The following is an 18,867-nucleotide window of genomic DNA, read 5'->3' as shown; positions in this document are numbered from 1 at the left end:
TAGTCAGCGCTGGAGATCTGTCACGGTCGCATCCGGCCAGAACCTGTAGCGAATGGCGCCAAACGTCCGGGCATTTACTTTCGCCGGGAAATCCACTTACCTTGCGCCATTCATTCGCTCACGCGCCGTCGATCAAAGGACCGCGACCATGCCATCGCTCGGCTTCACTTCCGTTCCGCCGCTGCTCAAATACCTGCGCCATGCCGAACAGTTGGGCATGGCCATCGAGCCTGCATTGGCGGCGGCCGGGTTGCAGGCGCAGCAGTTGAGCGACAACACCTTGCGCCTGCCGGGTGAGGTTCACGAGCGCTTGCTGGATTATTTCTGCGAGCACTCGGGCGATGGGTTGTTCGGCCTGCACGCGGCAAATTTTGTCCTGCCCAATTCATGGAGCGTGCTCGGTTACATCACCATGAATTGCGCGACGCTGGGCGATGCGATGGGCCGGATCATGCCGTTCGAAAAACTCGTCGGCGACATGGGCGTCAGCCGCGCCGAGGTGCAGGGCGAGCACGTGCATCTGATCTGGAATTGTCGCTACGAGCAGCCACGGATTCGTCGGCATCTGGTGGAAAACGTGCTCGGTTCGTGGCTGCACTACGCGCGCTGGATCGCCGACACGCAGCTGTCGCCGGCCTGCGTATGGCTGGAGCATGCGCGGCCGGATGGGGTGACGCAGGCCGAGTACGAGGCGTTTTTCGGTTGCCCGGTGCGGTTCGATCAGGCGTATTCGGCGCTGGTGGTGCCGCTGGCGTATTTGCAGTTGCCGTTGCGCCAGGCCGATGCGCAATTGCTGCGAACCCTGGAAGAACACGCGATGGGTTTGTTGGCGACGCTGGAAGAGGCGTCGCTGGCGCAGCAGGTGAAAAACATCCTGCGCGGTTTGCTCAAGGAGGGCTTGCCGCGCAAGGAGCAAGTGGCGGAGCAGCTCAGCGTGTCGGTGCGCACCTTGCAGCGGCAGTTGCAGCAGGTTGGGACGTCGTATCAGCAGATTCTTGATGAGCTGCGTCAGGAGTTGGCGGAGCACTATTTGCTTAATAGCACGTTGCCGATTCAGGACATTGCGCAGTATCTGGGCTTTACCGAACCGCGCTCGTTTCATCGCACATTCAAGAGCTGGCGCGGGATGCCGCCGGGGGAGTTTCGGTTGCGGAATCGGCGGTGAATGTGCCGGCCCTATCGCGAGCAGGCTCACTCCTACAAGGATTTTTGGCGTATGCAAAATCCGCGTACACCGAAGATCAACTGTAGGAGTGAGCCTGCTCGCGATGAGGCCAGCCGCTACACCGCTTAAACAAGCTTTGCCGCAGCTGTTTAAATCAACCCGGTATTCCGCGAAACCACCCACAATTCCTTGCGCCGCTGCCTACGCCTGCGCCAGAATCCGCCGGCTTGTGCGCCCCAGACCTCATCGCTACTGTGATTGCGTCACTGCCTATCAGTGATCGGGTTTAGTAGCCCGGAGTATTTGGGGTGCATCGTTCATCAGACAGTCAGGTCTCGCCTGAGCTTTATGGTGGCTGTGCGCAGGGCGCTCTCGGGCGCGCCGGTTTCCCAGATCCCCGGTCTACTAACCTGCGCACAGCTGCCTCCACTTCCTTTAGTAGGGAAGCGGTGGCCAGCCAAAATGAGGATCTGGATATGTTCAAAGTAACCCCAAACCCGCCAACCACCGACCCGGCATCGCCCTACGAATCCCCCGATTCCAAGAAATTCCACGAAGCCGCCGACCGCGCCCTCGATCATTACCTCGGCCCATCCAGCGCCGAATTCATGGCCCCGCCCTACAAACCCAACACGCTGTACATGGCCAATCCCGACGCCGACAACGAATCGCTACTGGCCGATGCCTGCGAAACCCTGGGGTCGGCGACGGTGATGCTCAACGATCAGGCGGGGCTGGTGAACGGCTCGCAGCGCAAGACGTTGCAGGGCATCGCGCAGATTGTGATGGTTGCGGAGATGGCGGTGAATCGGGTGCTGGATCGGTTGGTGCCGACTGATTGAGGGTTTTTGGGGATGCGTTGCGGGCGGGTTTTATGGGGTGTCAGGGGTTGCCCTCACCCCAGCCCTCTCCCAGAGGGAGAGGGGGCCGACCGAGATGTTTTGCGCTGTCCGTCGACCTGAAAGACCGAGTCGATTATGGATTCAACGCCACGCATTCTGTTCGATTCTGGATTCAGCACAGCACATTCAGGTCGCCGTAACTCCCGAGCATCCCCCAATCGGTCCCCTCTCCCTCCGGGAGAGGGCTAGGGTGAGGGGCTTTTGATCTCAGGCGCCAAGCTCAAAGACTGATCGCATTGGTAAACACCAACCGATTGCCAAACGGATCGGCAATCGTCATGTCCTGACTCCCCCAAGGCATCGCCTGAATCTGGGGGTGCGAGAACTGGTAATCCTTGGCCATCAACTGCTGCTGAAACGCCTCCAGCTCATCGGTCTCGATACGCAGCGCCGAACCCGGGCAGGCATCGCCGTGATGCTCGGACAAATGCAGCACACACTCACCGCGCGACACCTGCAGATACAGCGGAAAATTCGCTTCGAAGCGATGCTGCCAGTCGATCTTGAAACCGAGAAAATCGACGTAGAACTCGACAGCCTTGGCCTCATCGAAGATCCGCAGGATCGGGGTGGTTTTGCCGAAGCTCATGGGGTGCTCCCTGACTGATTGGCCCCACAGTGTAGACGGGGAGGATGTCAGCAAATCGGCTTGTTGATGGCTTTCTTTAATTGCACAGTGCCACTATTAGACACAGATCAAAAGATCGCAGCCTTCCGCAGCTCCTGCATTGGAATGCGATCTCCGTAGGAGCTGCCGAAGGCTGCGATCTTTTGGCGCCATCATCATCAATAAAACCCTTCGCGCAAATCACCTTTACGTGCCAGAAACCGCCCTGCCCTGCACCCATTCGCCTGCCCGTCGCAATAGCTCAACACGCCGTTGACCCAAACCCCGTCAATCCCCTGCGCCGCCCGCTGCGGATCGTTGAAATCGGCCACGTCACGCACGGTCGCCGGATCGAACAACACCAGATCCGCCCAGTGTCCTTCACGAATCTCGCCCCTTTCCTGCAAGCCAAAACGCGCCGCCGACAGGCCGGTCATCTTGTGTACGGCGGTGTGCAGCGGAAACAGGCCGACGTCGCGACTGAAATGGCCGAGCACCCGTGGGAAAGCGCCCCACAGGCGCGGATGCGGGAACGGGTCTTCGGGCAGTCCGTCAGAGCCGACCATCGAAAGCGGATGGGCGAGGATTCTTCTGACGTCGGCCTCATCCATGCCGTAGTACACCGCGCCGGCCGGTTGCAGGCGTTTCGCGGCTTCTTCCAGCGACAGTTTCCATTCGCCAGCAATGTCGATCAGGTCGCGTCCGCTGACTTCCGGGTGCGGTGTCGACCAGGTGATGGTGATGCGGTGCGCGTCGGTGACTTGCTTCAAATCCAAAGTCGAAGAACTCGCCGCGTACGGGTAGCAATCGCAGCCGACCGGGTGGGTTTTCGCCGCCTCTTCCAGCGCTGCCAGCAATTGCGGACTGCGTCCCCAGTTGCCGACGCCGGCGCATTTGAGGTGGGAAATGATCACCGGCGATTGCGCGTGTCGGCCGATCTGGAACGCCTCGTCCATCGCCTCCAACACCGGGGCGAATTCGCTGCGCAGATGGGTGGTGTACACCGCGCCGAACGCCGTCAGTTCTTCGGTCAGTTGCATGACTTCATCGGTCGAGGCGTTGAAGGCGCTGGCGTAGGCCAGGCCGGTGGATAAACCCAACGCGCCAGCCTCGAGACTGTCGCGCAACTGCTCGCGCATGGCAGTGATTTCGCCGGGCGTTGCAGTGCGGAACAAGTCGTCGAGGTGATTGCTGCGCAGCGCGGTGTGGCCGACCAGCGCGGCGACGTTCAGCGTGGTGTTGGCCGCTTCGACGGCGGCGCGGTAGTCGCTGAAACGCGGATAAACGAACGCCGCTGCGCTGCCGAGCAGATTCATCGGGTCCGGGGGATTGCCCTTCAAACTCACTGGCGAAGCGCTGATCCCGCAGTTGCCAACGATCAACGTGGTCACGCCCTGGCTGAGCTTGGGCAGCATTTCAGGTTGGCGGATGACCACGGTGTCGTCGTGGGTGTGCACGTCGATGAAACCCGGCGCCAGCACCCGGCCGGCGGCGTCGATTTCTTCGGTGGCGCGGGCGTCGGGCAGATCGCCGATGCGCTCGATGCGGCCATTAAGAATTGCCACGTCGGCCTTATAGCCGGGCGTGTTGCTGCCGTCGATAACCAGCGCGTTGCGGATCAGGGTGTCGTACTGCATGTCAGTCTCCCAGCGGCAGGTGATCGTCGCCGCCACGGTATTCGTCGAGGGCGAGTTTGATTCGCCGCAGACGTTCTTGATTGTCTTTAGGGCTGGCCAGCGCCAGCTCGGTGGCGAGCACGTCGATGGCCAACAGCATGCCGTAGCGCGCCGCCGTCGGTTTGTAGATGAACGAGGTTTCCGCGCCTTGCAGCGGCAGCACGACGTCGGCCAGTTCCGCCAGTGGTGAATCGCCGCGAGTGATGGCGAGGATGCGCGCGCCGTAGTTGCGCGCCAGCTCCACGGTTTCCAGAAGCTCCGGGGTGATGCCGGTGAGCGAGCAGGCGATCAGCACTTGCTCGGCATTCAAACTGGCGGCGGTGACGCGCATCATCACCGCGTCATGACACACGGCGATCGGGTAACCGAGGCGCACCAGGCGCACCTGCAACTCATCGCTGCACAGGGTCGAGCAACCGCCCATGCCGAACGCGTGAATCATCCGCGCCTGGCCGAGCAATTTCACTGCGTCGGCGAAGCGCGATTCGTCGAAACCGGCCAGATGCTGGCGCAGCGTGGTTTCGATGTCGCCGACGATTTGCCCGTAGAACGCCGACTGCTCAGGCGTGCCCGCCGGGTCGAGAAAACGGCTGCCCACGCCGCTGGCCTGGGCCAGTTGCAGGCGCAGGTCACGCAGGTCGCGGCAGCCAACCGTGCGGGCAAAACGCGACAGCGTAGCGGTGCTGACTTCGGCGCGTTGCGCGAGGTCTTCGAGGCTGGCGCTCGCGGCAAAGCCGACATCGTCGAGCATCAGCCGGGCGATGCGGCCCTCGCCGGCGCTGAAGGAATCCTGGCGGGCGCGGATCTGGTAGAGGATGTCCATGGGCGGCAGGCTCCGGTTACAGCAGGTAGGAAAGGCCGACGGTCAGGGCGAAAGCGACCAGCGAGATCAATGTCTCAAGCACGGTCCAGGTCTTGAACGTCTGCGCGACCGTCATGTTGAAGTATTCCTTGATCAACCAGAAGCCGCCGTCGTTGACGTGGGAAAAGATAACCGAGCCGGCGCCAGTCGCCAGTACCAAAAGCTCAGGGTGGGGATAACCCAGACCAATGGCCACCGGCGCGACAACGCCTGATGCGGTGGTCATCGCCACGGTTGCAGAACCGGTGGCGACACGCATTAGCGCGGCGAACAGCCAGCCCATGATCAGCGGCGACAGGTGAAATTCGTGAGCGAGGCCGACGATCTGATCGGTGACGCCGGCATCCACCAGAATCCGGTTCAAGCCGCCGCCAGCGCCGACCAGCAAGGTGATGCTGGCGGTGGGCGCGAGGCATTCGTTAGTGAACTTGAGGATCGATTCGCGGTTGAAGCCCTGAGCAATGCCCAGCGTCCAGAAGCTCAGCAAGGTCGCCAGCAACAGCGCGATCACCGAGTTGCCGATGAACAACAGGAACTGGTTGAACGCGCTGCCGGGAGTGGAAATCAGGTTGGCCCAGCCGCCGATCAGCATCAGCACCACCGGCAGCAGAATGGTCGCCATGGTGATGCCGAAACCCGGCAGTTTGTCGCGCGGTTCGCGGTCGAGAAATTGCTTTTCCAGCGGGTTGTCCGCCGGCAATTGAATGCGCGGCACGATGAATTTGGCGTATAGCGGGCCGGCGATGATCGCCGTCGGAATGCCGATCGCGATCGCGTACAGCAAGGTCTGCCCGACCGAGGCCTGATAGGCCTGCACCGCGAGCATCGCCGCCGGGTGCGGTGGCACCAGCGCATGCACCACCGAGAGCCCGGCAACCATGGGCAGACCGACCATCAGAATCGACACGCCAACCCGCCGCGCCACAGTGAAGGCGATTGGCACCAGCAAGACGAAACCGACCTCGAAGAACAGCGGCAAGCCGACCAGGAACGCAATGCAGACCATCGCCCAGTGCGCGTTCTTCTCGCCGAATCTCTCGATCAGCGTCCGCGCCATCTGCTCGGCGCCACCGGACTCGGCCATCATCTTTCCGAGCATCGTCCCCAACGCCACCACCAGCGCAATATGCCCCAGCGTCTTGCCGACGCCGGCCTCATACGCACCGACCACAGCCGACGGCGGCATCCCGGCGACTAGCGCCAGGCCCAGGGAAATCAGGGTGATGACAATGAACGGATTGAGCCGGTAACGGGCGATCAACACGATCAGCGCGATGATGGCCACGGCGGCGTAAACCAGCAGCCAATAGCCGAAGGAAGGCGTCATGCGGTACTCCTCGAAAGGGTCACGTTCGAATGGGTTGTGAAACTCATAAATCATTTCGAGATCGAGATTTCAAACCGCATGAAAGTAATTTTCGTGGAGAGACAAGGTGTGTCGCTGGTGGGTATGTGCTGTCGTGATTAATGAAAATTGCGGGGCGGGATTTTCATGCCTTTCCAGATCACCACATAAACCTGTGGGAGCGAGCTTGCTCGCGAAGACGGCTTCACATTCAACATCTTCATTGATTGACCCACCGCATTCGCGAGCAGGCTCGCTCCCACAGTTTATGATCGCATTCCTCCAGGCAGAACACGGCCAACCTGTAGGAGTGAGCCTGCTCGCGATTGCGGTGTGTCAAAACAGTATCATTTGACTGACACGACGCTATCGCGAGCAAGCTCGCTCCCACAGTTTTTGATCGCATTCCTTCAGCTACTTCGCAATCAACCTGTGGGAGCGAGCCTGCTCGCGAAGGCGGCGTCACATTCAACATCTTCATTGACTGACCCACCGGATTCGCGAGCAAGCTCGCTCCCACAGTTTTTGATCGCATTCCTCCAGCTACATCGCAATTCAACCTGTGGGAGCGAGCCTGCTCGCGAAGGCGGCGTCACATTCAACATCTTCATTGACTGACCCACCGCATTCGCGAGCAAGCTCGCTCCCACAGTTTTTGATCGCATTCCTCCAGGCAGAACACGGTCAACCTGTAGGAGTGAGCCTGCTCGCGATTGCGGTGGGTCAAAACAGGATTATTTGACTGACACAGCGCTATCGCGAGCAAGCTCGCTCCCACAGTTTTTGATCGCATTCCTCCAGACAGAACGCGGTCACCTGCTCGCGAATGGCTTCACTCGGTGTGCACTGGACTCACACCATTTCGTTACGAATCCATTCCACCACCGATGTGCGCTTCGGCGTCCAGCCCAGCAGTTCGCGGGCGTGTTTGCCGCGTACGCGGCTGTTGGAGCCGAGGCCGTAGTTGGCCATTTCATAGCCCCATTCGGCCTCGGCGTCTTGCAGTGGCCAGTCTTGCGGTTTGCCCAGGTTCAGGGCTTCGGCCATGGCGGTGGTCATGTCGATGAACGAGGCTTCGCCGCTTTCAACGAAGTAGAAAGTGCCCGGCACATTCCTGGTCAGCGCCAGCAGATACAGGGCGACGACGTCTTCGATGTGCACGTTGGACCAGATGTTCTGGCCGCTGCCAACGTGGCGCACCACGCCGCTTTTGCGCGACTGTTTCAGCAGTCGCGGCAGTTGCACGCTGTCGCGTTTGACGCCCAGGCTGTGGCCGTAAATCAAGGTGTTGCAGATCACCGCCGAGTTCACCCCATCCTTCGCCGCCGCGAGCACCAGGTTGTCGATGGCCACGCGATCGGCTTTATCGACGGTCGGTTCCGGCAGGTTGTCTTCGTAATAAATGACGTCGCTGGATTTGCCGCCGGACGCATCGCCGACGATGCTCGAACCGCTGGTGTGCAGAAAGACTTTATTCGAGCCGCGCAAAGCGTCGAGCAACGCTTCAACCGCGCCGCGATGATCACTGCTGGCAGCGTTAATCACCGCATCGGCAGCACGGGCCTGTTCCGCCAGCAATTGGCTGTCATCGAGGGTGCCGATTACTGCGTTCATGCCCAGCGCCTTGAGCTCGTCTGCCTGCTCCGCGCTGCGCACCAAACCAGAAACCTTGTGCCCGGCCTGAACCAGACCGGTGGCGATGGATCCGCCGATAAAACCGGCCGCGCCGGTAACGAAAACATTCATGGAGTAACTCCCTGCGTGAGTAATTGATGAATCGAGTATCGGTCGATGAACTCCGGCGAAAAACCCGCCCTAGGCCAATTCACTCTTGCGCAGGGATCACGAATCAGCCGTTGAATTCGGCGCTGGCGTAGGCGGCGAGTTTGCCTTGGATAAAGTCGAGGAAGCACTGGATGCGCAATGCCAGTTGCGAGTTGCGGTAGTACACGGCGTTGATCGGCTGACGGTAGCCGCTGTTGAATTCGCCGAGCAGGACTTTCAGGCGTCCGGCGCGAATATCTTCGATGGTCATGAAGTGCGACAGGCAAGCGATGCCCTGCCCTTCCAGCACCAAATGACGCACGGTCTCGCCGCTGGAGGCGCTGATCGCCGGGGTGATCGGCCAGCGATCGCCGTGCACATAGCGCAGCGGCCATTGGTTGAGGCCTTCGTTCTGGGTGAAGCCGAGCAGCGTGTGTTCACTCAAGTCTGCGACCTGCCGTGGCGCACCATGCTTTTTCAGATAGGCCGGGCTGGCAACAATCAGCAACGGACTGCAGCCGAGCGAACGCGCATGCAACGTCGAATCGGCGAGGGTGCCGATGCGAATGGCGACGTCGGTGCTTTGTTCCAGCAGGTCAATGATCAGGTCATTGCTGTTGAGTTCGAGCTGGATGTCCGGATACAACTGCCGGAATTCGTCGATGTAGGGGACGATGGCGTGGAGCATGAACGGCGAGGCGGCGTTGATGCGCAGGCGCCCGGACGGGGTTTGCTGGCGCGAGGACAGGCGTTCTTCGAGTTGATCCATCTGATCGAGAATCAGCTTGGCCTGTTCGAAGAAATACTTGCCCTCCTCGGTCAGGTCCATGCGCCGCGTGGTGCGGTTGATCAGCGTGGTGTCGAGTTTGGCTTCGAGCTTCGACAGCGTGCGACTCACCGCCGACGGCGTCTGCCCTACCTGCTCGGCGGCGGCGGAAATCGAACCGCATTCGATCACGCAGACGAAAATCTGCAACTCATCGGATCTGGCTTTCACGGGTGTCCTCGCTGGAATCGCCGACCGCAGCCAGTCGCCATGCCCCCGTAGGAGCTGCCGAAGGCTGCGATCTTTTGCTGTGACCCCGATATTAGCCTGAAAGCCTCAAGCCTTGAGGCCAAACACCTCAGTCAGATGCTGCTCATAGCGCACCACATCATTCTCGATATTCGGACGCTTCATTACGTCGACGCAGAGGAAGGTCGGCAACGCCGTCATGCCAAGGAATTCGTTGGCCTTGTGGAACGGGAAGTACACCGCGTCCACGCCTTTGGCTTCGAAGAAATCCGAAGGGTCATCGAAGGCTTGCTGCGGCGCGTTCCAGGTCAGCGACAGCATGTATTGCTTGCCCTGAATCAGACCGCCGCTGCCGTACTTCTGCGAAGCATCGGAACGGGTGCGACCGTCGCTGGCGTAGAGGCTGCCGTGGCCTTCGGTGAAGACTTCGTCGATGTACTTTTTCACCGTCCACGGCGCGCCCATCCACCAGCCCGGCATTTGATAAATGATCACGTCGGCCCAAAGGAATTTCGCCACTTCTTCAGCAACGTCGTAGCCCTCATCAATGAAGGTGGTCTTGACGTCGACACCGCCACGATCAAGCACGCTCAGCGCGGTTTCGTGCAGGGTGGTGTTGTAACGGCCATCGGAGTGGGCAAATTTTTTACTGCCATTGAGCAACAGGACTTTTTTCATCGGAAAACCTCGGCGCAGCCCTTGGGGCTGGTGGCAACAGGAAATGGAATGGCGGCAGATTAACCATCGGCCTCGCGCGGAAACAGCCATGTCTGCGCAAAATACATTTGAGCAAAACGCACGAATCGATAGCCAATTGTTGCCGTAGCATTCGGCGCTTTCTGCATTCGAGGAAGTTGTGATGAGTGAACGCCAGGGTTTCATCCTGCACGCCAAGACCCGCCCGGAAAAAGCCGCCGAGTTCGAAGCGCTGTTTCGCGCCTACGTCGAGCCGAGCCGCGCCGAACCGGGCTGCATCGAGTACCACATGCTGCGCGACAAGCAGGATCCGACGCTGTTTATCTTCTACGAAATCTGGGCAAGCCAGGCAGATCTGGATGTGCATTCGGCGTTGCCGCACATGAAAGAGTTTTTCGCCAAACGCATGGAGTATCTGGAACGCGATTTCGATATCCGCCCGATCGACATGCTCAGCGAATCGTCGGCTAGCCGCTGATCAGCAAATGGGCGCCGAGCGCGCCCAGTCCGATAAAGAACACCCGCTTGAACAGCGCCGCACTGATGCGCTGACGCAACCATTGGCCGAGCCACATGCCGAGCATGGCGGGGATCAGCGCCAGCAGCGAAGCGGTCAATTCGCCACCGCCAAGTTCGCCGTGCCAGAGCAGCCCGAGCGCCAGCGCCAGGGTCGAAACGGTGAACGACAAACCGAGCGCCTGCACCAGTTCATCGCGGCTCAGCCCCAGTGCTTGCAGGTACGGCACCGCCGGAATCACGAAGACGCCGGTGGCGGAGGTGATGACGCCGGTGATCAGGCCACACAGCGTGCCGAGCCAGCGCTCATGACGCGGGTTGACGTGCAGCGTCGGCAGAAACAGTCCGCTCAATGCATACAGCAACAGCGCCGCACCCAGTCCGCGCACGACCCAGTGCCCACCGGACATGCCAATGCACAGGGTGCCGATGCCGGTGCCGAGAAAGATCATTAGCAGCATGGGCCAGAGGCGTTTGATCAATCCTTGCAGATGACCGCCGAAGGCCAGTTGCCAGAGATTGGTCAGGGTCGCGGGGATGATCAATAGCGCCGCTGCCTGCGCCGGCGCCATAGCCAGACCGAGCAGGCCCATGGCAACGGTGGGCAGGCCGAGGCCGATGACGCCTTTGACCATGCCGGCGAGGAGAAAGGTGGCGACGACCAGCAGCGAAAGGGTCAGGCCGAGGGTTTGGTAGAAGTCGGTTAGCGTGTGCATTGGGGTAATGTGCGCTGATCCGGAGCGGGTGAAAATCTGCCATATACTGAGGCTGCCTCTTCCAGAACAAGAGGCTGATATTTTTATCAGGTCATCTGGCCCTATCGCGAGCAGGCTCACTCCTACAGTTTTGTGTTCGCAGCAGATCCCTTGTAGGAGTGAGCCTGCTCGCGATGAGGCCAGCCCAGACACCCCAAAAGCAGAGGCAAACCCCATGCACTTCGACCTCACCGACCTGCGCCTCTACCTGCATATCCTCGACACCGGCAACATCACCGCCGGTGCCTTGCGCAGTCATTTATCCCTCGCCGCCGCCAGCGCCAGAATCCGCGCGATGGAAGCCTCGCTGGGCGCCGAATTCCTTGAGCGCGGTCGGCGTGGCGTCACGCCAACGCCCGCCGGCAAAGCCCTCGCCCGCCACGCGCGCGTCCTTTTGCAACAAGCCGAACACATGCAACAGGATCTCGCCGACTATGCGCAAGGCGTCAAAGGCCAAGTACGGCTGTTGTGCAACACCACGGCGATCACCGAATATCTGCCGGAAGTGCTCGGGGATTTTCTGCGCAACCATCGCAATCTCGATATCGATCTGCAGGAACTGCCTAGCGCGCGGATCACCCATGCCTTGCGGGAAGGCGCAGCGGATCTGGGCATCGTCTCCGACGCGGTCGACAGCAACGGCCTACAGACTCAGGCTTTTCGCGACGATCCGCTGGTGCTGATTCTGCCGCTCGATCACCCGCTGTCTGACGCCGCCGAGGTCAGTTTCAGCGACGCGTTGCAGCATGACTTTGTCGGACTGAGTGCCGACAGCGCACTGGCGATCTATCTGGAAGAACAGGCGCTGCACAGCGGCGCACGGATGCAGGTGCGCATTCGCGCCGATGGCTTTGATGGGGCGATGCGCATGGTCGCCCGAGGCGCCGGACTGGCCATCGTGCCGTTGGCCGCTGTCGAACGCGCGAGAGTCGAACGGTTCAAGTGCGCCACTCTGAATGAGCCGTGGGCGCGCCGTAGGTTATTGCTTTGTGCCAGAGATTTCGCCGCGCTGCCGGGTTATGCCCAGGCGTTGTTGCAAGCGCTCACCGCTACGCGCGTTTCTGAGCACTCCGATGTCGACCCCAGACAACTGAGCGACAACCGGCCGCTATAGGGTGCGACTTCAATTCTCAAGTCCACTTGCCCGGAGTCCCTCATGACCGCGACCGCCCCTATCACCGTTCTGCGCGACACTCACCCGCTGCCAGTGCTCGATGCCTGCAAGTGGGAAAAACTCGAAGGCGACCCGCACACCGTCAACCTCAACGCCTACACCAGCGAAGACGGCAGCAAGATCATGGGCACGTGGATCTGCACGCCGGGCAAGTGGCGCGTCGAGTATGTGAAATGGGAATACTGCCATTTCCAGGAAGGCTACTGCGTGATCACCCCGGACGGCATGGCGCCGATTCACCTGCGTGCCGGCGATATCTTCGTGGTTGAGCCGGGCATGAAAGGCACTTGGGAAGTGGTCGAGACCGTGCGCAAGTATTTCGTCTTCGCCTGATGCAAAAAAGCCGGGAAATCACCCGACGTGATTTCCCGGCAAATAAGATCTGTTACACCACTAATCCCCTGTGGGAGCGAGCTTGCTCGCGAAGCGGACTGTCAGTTATTTCTGTGCTGAAGCTGAAGCCGCCATCGCGAGCAGGCTCACTCCTACAATGACTGCGGTTTGCGATAGCTGTTGATGATCGCCGAGAAATCTTTCCCGCCATCACCGCGCTGGCTCATCGCCTGATACAACTGCTGCGCCACCGCGCCGAGCACAACCGGTTGGTGCGCTTGCCGCGCCGCTTCCGTCGCCAGCCCAAGATCCTTGAGCATCAGTTCCGCACCAAAACCTCCCGTGTAACCACGCGAGGCCGGCGCCGTTTCGACGATGCCCGGCCACGGGTTGTACATCTCCGAACTCCAGCAACGCCCGGTCGAGCTGTTGATGATCCCGGCCAGCACGCCGGTGTCGATCCCCAGCGCATCGCCCAACGCCATCGCCTCACTGACGCCGACCATCGAGATCGCCAGCAGCAGGTTGTTGCAGATCTTGGCGATCTGGCCGGTGCCGACTTCACCGCAATGCACGATGTTGCGGCCCATCTGCGCCAGCACCGGTTGCAGGATCGCGAACAGTTCCGGGGTGGCGCCGACCATGAAGGTCAGGGTCCCGGCCGTCGCACCGCCAGTTCCGCCGGAGACCGGCGCATCGGCCATCGCCACGCCTTGCTTCGCGGCAGCCGCTGCGACGTCGCGGGCGGTCTGCGGATCGATCGTGCTGCAATCCACCGCCGGCACGCCTTGGCGAATGCCGGCGAGCACGCCCTCTTCACCCAGCCAGACACTGCGCACGTGCACAGCGGCCGGGAGCATGGTGATCACCAATTCGGCATCCTCCGCCGCCTCGCGCGCCGAAGCGCGAATGGTGCCACCGAGCTGTTCCAGTTCCGCCAGCACGGTTTTGTTCAGGTCGACCAGGTTCAGCGAGTGGCCGGCCTTGATCAGGTTGCGCGCCATCGGTGCGCCCATGTTGCCCAGCCCGATAAATGCGATTTTCATCATCGAATCCTCAGCGCAGGTTGATGGTGGTGTTCACGCCGTCATTGACGCTGTCGTCATCGAACCAGCGCGCCGTGACCGTTTTGGTCTGCGTGTAGAACTGCACCACTTGCTTGCCGTACGGGCCGAGATCGCCGAGTTTCGAGCCCCGCGAACCGGTGAAGCTGAAGAACGGCACCGGCACCGGAATCGGAATGTTGATGCCAACCTGACCGACGTCGATTTCAGTCTGGAATTTGCGCGCCGCCGCACCGCTCTGGGTGAACAGGCCAGTGCCGTTGCCGAACGGGTTGGCATTGACCAGCGCAATCGCCTGATCGAGGGTGTCGACTTCCAGCACCACCAGCACCGGGCCGAAGATTTCCTGGGTGTAGATCTGCATGTCGGTGGTGACGCCCGAGAACAGGGTCGGGCCGACAAAGTTGCCTTGCTCGTAACCCGGCACGCTGATGTCGCGACCATCGAGTTCAAGCCTGGCACCTTCCTTGATGCCGCTTTCGATCAGTTCGAGGATCCGCGCCTTGGCTTTTTTCGAGATCACCGGACCGACATCGGTACCCGGCTCGCTGCCGGCGTTGACCTTGAGTTTCTGCGCCAGCGCTTTCAGGTCTGGCAGCCACTGTTTTGCGGCACCGACCAGCACCACCACCGACGTGGCCATGCAACGTTGCCCGGCGGCACCGAAACCGGCACCGACCAAGGCATTCAGCGCTTGCTCGCGATTGGCGTCCGGCAGTACCACGGCGTGGTTTTTTGCGCCCATCATCGACTGCACGCGCTTGCCGTGTTTGCCGGCCAAGTCATAAACGTGGGTGCCGACAGCAGTCGAACCGACGAACGACACGGCTTTGATGTCTTTGTGCGTGCACAGACCATCGACCACATCCTTGCCGCCGTGGACCACGTTGAGCACGCCAGCAGGGACGCCCGCTTCGATCGCCAGCTCCACCAGCAACATGGTCGACAGCGGATCCTGCTCCGAAGGCTTGAGCACGAAGGTGTTGCCGCAGGCGATCGCCATCGGGAACATCCACAGCGGAATCATCGCCGGGAAGTTGAACGGGGTGATGCCGGCGCAGACGCCGATCGGCTGGCGCAGGGTGTAGGTGTCGACACCGCCGGCGACGTTTTCGGCGAACTCGCCCATTTGCAGGGTGCCGATCGAGCAAGCGTGCTCGACCACTTCGAGGCCACGGAAAATATCGCCCTCGGCATCAGCAATGGTCTTGCCCTGTTCGGCGCTGAGGACCACGGCGATGCGTTTGGAGTGTTCGCGAATCAGCGCTTGCAGCTTGAGCATGATGCGCATCCGCGCGCCGATCGGGGTCAGTTTCCAGGTCTGGAAGGCACGCTGGGCGGCGCTGACAGCCGCATCGACCTCAGCGGCGGTGGCGAACGGAACCCTGGCCAGCACTTGCTGGGTGGCCGGGTTGACGATGTCGTGCCACTCGGTGGTCTGCGACTCGACCCATTCGCCATCGATCAGCAGTTTGACCTTTTGCAGCGTGGTGTCATTGGGCGTAAGCGATGCGTTCATGCTGGTCTCCAGAACTTGTTTTTATCGTAGGAGCCAAGGCGAGAGGTTCGCCTTGAGATGAGGCGTGTGTCCAGAATGGTTGTCGGACGGTTTTTGGAGTATAGATGTGCAAACTTCTAATAAGAACGCACATATAAGCCCGTCCATCATGCAAAAAAACATCACCTCGTTAGGCTCGCTGAACTGGGACGACCTGAAGTTTTTCCTCGAAGTCGCCCGCACCCGCAAGGCCAGCACCGCTGCCAAACGCCTGGCCGTCGACTACACCACGGTGTCGCGACGGATCAGTTCGCTGGAAGCGGCGCTCGGCACATTACTGTTCGAGAAATCCCGCACCAGCGGCTTCGTCCTGACCACCGAAGGCCAGCGTTTGCTCGGTTATGCCGAGTCGATCGAAAGCACATTGCACATGGCTTGCGAGCAGGTTTCCGGCTCGGGCGTGGCCCTCTCCGGGCACGTGCGCATGGGCTGCACTGAAGGCTTCGGCAGTTTTTTCATCACCCCGCAACTGAGCCATTTCGTCGACGCCTACCCGGCGATCTCGGTGGACATTCTACCGCTGCCGCACTTCATCAGCCTGTCCAAGCGCGAGGCCGACATCGTCATTGCCCTCGAGCGGCCGGAGCACGGGCCGTACGTCTGCTGCAAACTCTGCGACTACCGTTTACAGCTGTACGCAACCCAGGATTATCTCGACAAACACCCACCGATCCGCCGCCCGGCAGACTTGAGCAAGCATCAATTCATCAGTTACGTGGACGACCTGGCGTTCAGCTCAGAGCTGCTCTACCTGGCCAACGTCCTGCCCGGCGCCAGCGCACATTTGCGCAGCACCAGCGTGATCGCTCAATACGTCGCCGCGCAGCAGGGTCGCTCGCTGGCGATCCTGCCGTGCTTCCTCGCCGCCCAGGACCCGCGTTTGCTGCCGGTGTTGCCGGAGGAAGTCGACATTACCCGGCAGTTCTGGATGTACTGCCGGGAGGATCTGAGGAAGTTGAAGCGGATTACGTTGTTGTGGGATTACATTCGCGAGGTGACTGAGCGTAATCAGGCGTTGTTGATGGGGGAAACGCGGGAGATGCGCTTTGCCGATTAATCGGCGCTGACCACAATCGACACCCGGCGGTTTTCCGTACGCCCCGCTGCGGTGTCGTTGGAGGCTACCGGTTCGCTACTGCCAAGGCCTTGCAGCTGGATGTTTTCCTGCTTCATGCCGACCGTGCCGAGGACGTTGGCGACGCTCTTGGCCCGACGCAGGGACAATTGCTGATTGTAGGTTTCCTTGCCAGACGCATCGGTGTGGCCATCGACGCGCACCCGCTCGATACCCACGCCGAGCAGTGCCTTGCCGATGCGTTCGACGATTTCCGTACTGGACGCGTTCAGGCTTTCGACATCGCTGCCAAACAACACTTTGCCCGACAGGCCGAACTCCCAGCCATCGTCGGTCAACTCGAAACCCTGCTGTTTGAGCACAGCGACCTGCGCCGGTGTCAGGCCCTTTTGCGGGGCGGTCTGGCAACCGCTCAGGGTCAGCGCGACAAGCAACAGCAATGCGGAAAAAAGTCGAACGGGAAATGTGAACACGAACATCAGCTCCTCGTGTGAACGGAATCGACCGGGTGCTCCGACCCGGCCGTGAATTGCGCACCGCGCGACAGGCGCTTGGCCTGGTACATCGCCGCGTCGGCTGCGTTGAGCAAGGTGCCCGGCGTGGCACCATGATCGGGGTAGACGGCGATGCCGATACTGAGCGAGGTCACCACACTGCTGTCGCCGGGCAGGGTGATCGGCATGTCCATGCTGGCGAGAATCTTGTCAGCGATGTGCTCAGCGTCTTCGACCGTGTGCAGCGGCGCGAGCAGCACGGCGAACTCGTCGCCACCCAGCCGCGCGACCAGATCATCCTCGCGCAATTGCGCTCGCACGCGATTGGCGATGGCCACCAGCACTGCGTCGCCCGAGGCGTGGCCGAAGTTATCGTTGATGCCTTTGAAGCGGTCGCTGTCGAGAAACAGCACGGCGACCCGCTCATCGTGTTTTTTGCCGTTGCGCAAGGCGCGGATCAATCGGCCTTCGAAAAACGCGCGGTTGGGCAAACCGGTGAGGCTGTCGTGGGTCGCTTGGTGAGCGAGAGTTTCGTTTTCGTTTTGCAGATGGGTTTGCCACGACTCGAGTTCGCCGAGCAAGGCATTGAAGTCATTGCCCAGATTATCCAGTTCAGCGATTTGCGCCGGCGGCACGCGCCGATCCAGCGCTCGCTCACTGCGCGCGGCGTGGGCGACGGCGGCGAGGCTGTGCAACGGGCCGATGATCGCGCGCAACTGCCGCCGCGCCAGATAGAGCGCGACCCAGGCGCTGATCGCGGTGCACAGCACAATCCCGGCCAGGCCGCTGAGCAGAAAACGCATCAGGCTGCCGCCGTGACCGATGAGCAGGACGCGACCGATTTCACGGTCCTGATGTTCGATCGGCAGGCTGACCGGTTTTTCCAGAATGGTGCGGGCGATCCGCATTTCCAGCTCGGAGAACAAGCCGGTTTCAGCGCGCTGCCATTGCGCAATCAATTGGCCTTGCGCGTCCAGCACTCGGGCATCCGCCACTTCCTCGCTGGCGGCGATAATTGCCAGCGCCTCGGTTGCCGCCGCTTTGTCGTTGAACACGACGGCTGCTTCGACGGTGTAGCTGATCGAACGGGCGATCAAGTGCAGGTTGTGATCGGCATACACCCGCAGCGCCAGCACGCCCAGCAAGGTCAGCGAAACACTGGCCATCGCCACCGCTACCAGCGCGACAATCAGATGCCCACGGCCAATGACCGAGCCCAGGGTCGGGCGAGCCTTCCAGCTGAACAGCTTCATGGCGCCGCCGCTTTGCGACGGGACAACTGCAACACGCTGGGGTGAATGCGCACGCCGCTGCGAGCTACTGAGTCGAGATTGACCTCGAACGACACCTGCTCATCGCCGACGCGCAGGCAAAACAGACTGCCGACCGTGCATTGATCGTCCGCTTCGCTGATGCTCAGCACCGGATGCCCGATCAACGATGCGAACAGGCGACTGCGTTCATCGGCGGTGAGCTTGCCGATGTACACCGCGTCGCACTCGCTGACGATGGCCGGATTGTTCGCCAGCAGACGACGCACCGCCACCGGCCGGCCACTGGCTTGCGTAGTGCCTTTGACCAGGTCATCGGTGTATTCGGTGGGGCCGACGATGCACAGGCGCAACTGCGCTGGCTCCACTGGCCAGCGTGCATAACTGAGGATACCGAGGACTACTTGCGTCACCGCTTTGGCCCGTTGCTCGGCCGGCCCGGTTTGCGCTTGTGCGATGGCAATACCCGTCAACAACCAGAGCAAAACGATCAGCAAGGCGCGCTGGCAGGCAACCACACGCTCTGTCGTCCGGACGGCGACCTTCATGCAGGGATTCTCTTGGAGCGTAACGAAATGATGCCGCAACGATAGCA

Annotated in this window: 19 protein-coding genes; 6 read left to right on the top strand and 13 right to left on the bottom strand. The window is 61.0% G+C overall.

Annotated features, from left to right (window positions below):
* Nucleotides 1-148: 148 nt before the first annotated feature.
* Together gliR and J2Y90_RS09565 are read left to right on the top strand one after the other, a co-directional pair.
* Nucleotides 149-1,165: an AraC family transcriptional regulator GliR gene (gene gliR, locus J2Y90_RS09570; protein WP_253498859.1), complete on the top strand. Its 1,017-nt coding sequence runs from the start codon at nucleotides 149-151 to the stop codon at nucleotides 1,163-1,165.
* 476 nt (nucleotides 1,166-1,641) lie between these two features.
* The gene (locus J2Y90_RS09565) at nucleotides 1,642-2,007 is read left to right on the top strand and encodes a DUF6124 family protein (protein ID WP_253498857.1); all 366 of its coding nucleotides are present in this window, start codon (nucleotides 1,642-1,644) and stop codon (nucleotides 2,005-2,007) included.
* Nucleotides 2,008-2,287: 280 nt separating this feature from the next.
* Here J2Y90_RS09565 and J2Y90_RS09560 read toward each other — a convergent pair whose 3' ends face one another.
* The 7 genes from J2Y90_RS09560 to J2Y90_RS09525 form a co-directional block, all read right to left on the bottom strand.
* A complete protein-coding gene (locus J2Y90_RS09560) occupies nucleotides 2,288-2,656 on the bottom strand; it encodes a glyoxalase superfamily protein (protein WP_039759638.1) in 369 nt (122 codons plus the stop codon).
* 197 nt (nucleotides 2,657-2,853) lie between these two features.
* The gene (locus J2Y90_RS09555; RefSeq protein ID WP_253498855.1) at nucleotides 2,854-4,311 is read right to left on the bottom strand and encodes an N-acyl-D-amino-acid deacylase family protein; all 1,458 of its coding nucleotides are present in this window, start codon (nucleotides 4,309-4,311) and stop codon (nucleotides 2,854-2,856) included.
* A 1-nt stretch (nucleotide 4,312) separates the two neighbouring features.
* The gene (locus J2Y90_RS09550; RefSeq protein WP_253498853.1) at nucleotides 4,313-5,173 is read right to left on the bottom strand and encodes a MurR/RpiR family transcriptional regulator; all 861 of its coding nucleotides are present in this window, start codon (nucleotides 5,171-5,173) and stop codon (nucleotides 4,313-4,315) included.
* A gap of 16 nt (nucleotides 5,174-5,189) precedes the next feature.
* The gene (locus tag J2Y90_RS09545; protein WP_039759733.1) at nucleotides 5,190-6,539 is read right to left on the bottom strand and encodes a GntP family permease; all 1,350 of its coding nucleotides are present in this window, start codon (nucleotides 6,537-6,539) and stop codon (nucleotides 5,190-5,192) included.
* An 870-nt stretch (nucleotides 6,540-7,409) separates the two neighbouring features.
* Entirely contained in the window at nucleotides 7,410-8,303 is an 894-nt protein-coding gene (locus J2Y90_RS09535) for an NAD-dependent epimerase/dehydratase family protein (protein WP_253498851.1), read from the bottom strand.
* Nucleotides 8,304-8,406: 103 nt separating this feature from the next.
* Entirely contained in the window at nucleotides 8,407-9,318 is a 912-nt protein-coding gene (locus tag J2Y90_RS09530; protein ID WP_253498849.1) for a LysR substrate-binding domain-containing protein, read from the bottom strand.
* Nucleotides 9,319-9,423: 105 nt separating this feature from the next.
* Entirely contained in the window at nucleotides 9,424-10,014 is a 591-nt protein-coding gene (locus J2Y90_RS09525; protein ID WP_253498847.1) for an NAD(P)H-dependent oxidoreductase, read from the bottom strand.
* 181 nt (nucleotides 10,015-10,195) lie between these two features.
* On the opposite strand from J2Y90_RS09525, the gene J2Y90_RS09520 reads away from it, so the two are divergent.
* On the top strand, nucleotides 10,196-10,510 hold the full coding sequence (locus J2Y90_RS09520) for a putative quinol monooxygenase (protein ID WP_253498845.1): 315 nt from the start codon (nucleotides 10,196-10,198) through the stop codon (nucleotides 10,508-10,510).
* Here J2Y90_RS09520 and J2Y90_RS09515 read toward each other — a convergent pair.
* The gene (locus tag J2Y90_RS09515) at nucleotides 10,500-11,264 is read right to left on the bottom strand and encodes a sulfite exporter TauE/SafE family protein (protein WP_253498842.1); all 765 of its coding nucleotides are present in this window, start codon (nucleotides 11,262-11,264) and stop codon (nucleotides 10,500-10,502) included. The genes J2Y90_RS09520 and J2Y90_RS09515 overlap by 11 nt on opposite strands.
* 214 nt (nucleotides 11,265-11,478) lie before the next feature.
* On the opposite strand from J2Y90_RS09515, the gene J2Y90_RS09510 reads away from it, so the two are divergent.
* Together J2Y90_RS09510 and J2Y90_RS09505 are read left to right on the top strand one after the other, a co-directional pair.
* Entirely contained in the window at nucleotides 11,479-12,417 is a 939-nt protein-coding gene (locus J2Y90_RS09510) for a LysR family transcriptional regulator (RefSeq protein WP_253498840.1), read from the top strand.
* A 42-nt stretch (nucleotides 12,418-12,459) separates the two neighbouring features.
* Nucleotides 12,460-12,810 (top strand): cupin domain-containing protein, encoded by a 351-nt coding sequence (locus tag J2Y90_RS09505; protein WP_122589396.1) that lies wholly within the window; start codon nucleotides 12,460-12,462, stop codon nucleotides 12,808-12,810.
* A 152-nt stretch (nucleotides 12,811-12,962) separates the two neighbouring features.
* Here J2Y90_RS09505 and mmsB read toward each other — a convergent pair whose 3' ends face one another.
* Both mmsB and J2Y90_RS09495 read right to left on the bottom strand, forming a co-directional pair.
* A complete protein-coding gene (gene mmsB, locus J2Y90_RS09500; protein WP_253498838.1) occupies nucleotides 12,963-13,856 on the bottom strand; it encodes a 3-hydroxyisobutyrate dehydrogenase in 894 nt (297 codons plus the stop codon).
* A gap of 10 nt (nucleotides 13,857-13,866) precedes the next feature.
* Nucleotides 13,867-15,393 carry a CoA-acylating methylmalonate-semialdehyde dehydrogenase gene (locus tag J2Y90_RS09495; RefSeq protein WP_253498837.1) on the bottom strand — a complete coding sequence of 509 codons (1,527 nt, stop codon included), beginning with the start codon at nucleotides 15,391-15,393 and terminating at the stop codon, nucleotides 13,867-13,869.
* 148 nt (nucleotides 15,394-15,541) lie between these two features.
* Between J2Y90_RS09495 and J2Y90_RS09490 the strand changes: the two genes are divergently transcribed.
* Nucleotides 15,542-16,489, top strand: coding sequence for a LysR family transcriptional regulator (locus J2Y90_RS09490; protein WP_042608809.1), 948 nt, complete (start codon nucleotides 15,542-15,544; stop codon nucleotides 16,487-16,489).
* Here the strand turns inward: J2Y90_RS09490 and J2Y90_RS09485 are convergent.
* From J2Y90_RS09485 to J2Y90_RS09475, 3 genes are read right to left on the bottom strand one after another with little or no spacing between them, the layout of a single operon-like run.
* A complete protein-coding gene (locus tag J2Y90_RS09485) occupies nucleotides 16,486-16,986 on the bottom strand; it encodes an OmpA family protein (protein WP_253498834.1) in 501 nt (166 codons plus the stop codon). The two genes, J2Y90_RS09490 and J2Y90_RS09485, sit on opposite strands and share 4 nt — an antisense overlap.
* Nucleotides 16,986-18,254, bottom strand: coding sequence for a diguanylate cyclase domain-containing protein (locus J2Y90_RS09480; protein ID WP_253498831.1), 1,269 nt, complete (start codon nucleotides 18,252-18,254; stop codon nucleotides 16,986-16,988). Before J2Y90_RS09480 ends, J2Y90_RS09485 begins: the two co-directional genes overlap by 1 nt.
* Entirely contained in the window at nucleotides 18,251-18,820 is a 570-nt protein-coding gene (locus J2Y90_RS09475) for a YfiR family protein (RefSeq protein WP_253498828.1), read from the bottom strand. The genes J2Y90_RS09480 and J2Y90_RS09475 overlap by 4 nt, the downstream gene beginning before the upstream one ends.
* Nucleotides 18,821-18,867: the final 47 nt, after the last annotated feature.

The organism is Pseudomonas koreensis (assembly GCF_024169245.1).
In the GTDB taxonomy this organism is placed as follows: domain Bacteria; phylum Pseudomonadota; class Gammaproteobacteria; order Pseudomonadales; family Pseudomonadaceae; genus Aquipseudomonas; species Aquipseudomonas koreensis_F.
This window is presented reverse-complemented; position numbering and strand designations above follow the sequence as displayed.

What these genes read in the sequence shown, in the direction of transcription:
- gliR (WP_253498859.1), top strand. Translation starts at nt 149, where the DNA reads ATGCCATCGCTCGGCTTCACTTCCGTTCCGCCGCTGCTCAAATACCTG.
- J2Y90_RS09565 (WP_253498857.1), top strand. Translation starts at nt 1,642, where the DNA reads ATGTTCAAAGTAACCCCAAACCCGCCAACCACCGACCCGGCATCGCCC.
- J2Y90_RS09560 (WP_039759638.1), bottom strand. Translation starts at nt 2,656, where the DNA reads ATGAGCTTCGGCAAAACCACCCCGATCCTGCGGATCTTCGATGAGGCC.
- J2Y90_RS09555 (WP_253498855.1), bottom strand. Translation starts at nt 4,311, where the DNA reads ATGCAGTACGACACCCTGATCCGCAACGCGCTGGTTATCGACGGCAGC.
- J2Y90_RS09550 (WP_253498853.1), bottom strand. Translation starts at nt 5,173, where the DNA reads ATGGACATCCTCTACCAGATCCGCGCCCGCCAGGATTCCTTCAGCGCC.
- J2Y90_RS09545 (WP_039759733.1), bottom strand. Translation starts at nt 6,539, where the DNA reads ATGACGCCTTCCTTCGGCTATTGGCTGCTGGTTTACGCCGCCGTGGCC.
- J2Y90_RS09535 (WP_253498851.1), bottom strand. Translation starts at nt 8,303, where the DNA reads ATGAATGTTTTCGTTACCGGCGCGGCCGGTTTTATCGGCGGATCCATC.
- J2Y90_RS09525 (WP_253498847.1), bottom strand. Translation starts at nt 10,014, where the DNA reads ATGAAAAAAGTCCTGTTGCTCAATGGCAGTAAAAAATTTGCCCACTCC.
- J2Y90_RS09520 (WP_253498845.1), top strand. Translation starts at nt 10,196, where the DNA reads ATGAGTGAACGCCAGGGTTTCATCCTGCACGCCAAGACCCGCCCGGAA.
- J2Y90_RS09515 (WP_253498842.1), bottom strand. Translation starts at nt 11,264, where the DNA reads ATGCACACGCTAACCGACTTCTACCAAACCCTCGGCCTGACCCTTTCG.
- J2Y90_RS09510 (WP_253498840.1), top strand. Translation starts at nt 11,479, where the DNA reads ATGCACTTCGACCTCACCGACCTGCGCCTCTACCTGCATATCCTCGAC.
- J2Y90_RS09505 (WP_122589396.1), top strand. Translation starts at nt 12,460, where the DNA reads ATGACCGCGACCGCCCCTATCACCGTTCTGCGCGACACTCACCCGCTG.
- mmsB (WP_253498838.1), bottom strand. Translation starts at nt 13,856, where the DNA reads ATGAAAATCGCATTTATCGGGCTGGGCAACATGGGCGCACCGATGGCG.
- J2Y90_RS09495 (WP_253498837.1), bottom strand. Translation starts at nt 15,393, where the DNA reads ATGAACGCATCGCTTACGCCCAATGACACCACGCTGCAAAAGGTCAAA.
- J2Y90_RS09490 (WP_042608809.1), top strand. Translation starts at nt 15,542, where the DNA reads ATGCAAAAAAACATCACCTCGTTAGGCTCGCTGAACTGGGACGACCTG.
- J2Y90_RS09485 (WP_253498834.1), bottom strand. Translation starts at nt 16,986, where the DNA reads ATGTTCGTGTTCACATTTCCCGTTCGACTTTTTTCCGCATTGCTGTTG.
- J2Y90_RS09480 (WP_253498831.1), bottom strand. Translation starts at nt 18,254, where the DNA reads ATGAAGCTGTTCAGCTGGAAGGCTCGCCCGACCCTGGGCTCGGTCATT.
- J2Y90_RS09475 (WP_253498828.1), bottom strand. Translation starts at nt 18,820, where the DNA reads ATGAAGGTCGCCGTCCGGACGACAGAGCGTGTGGTTGCCTGCCAGCGC.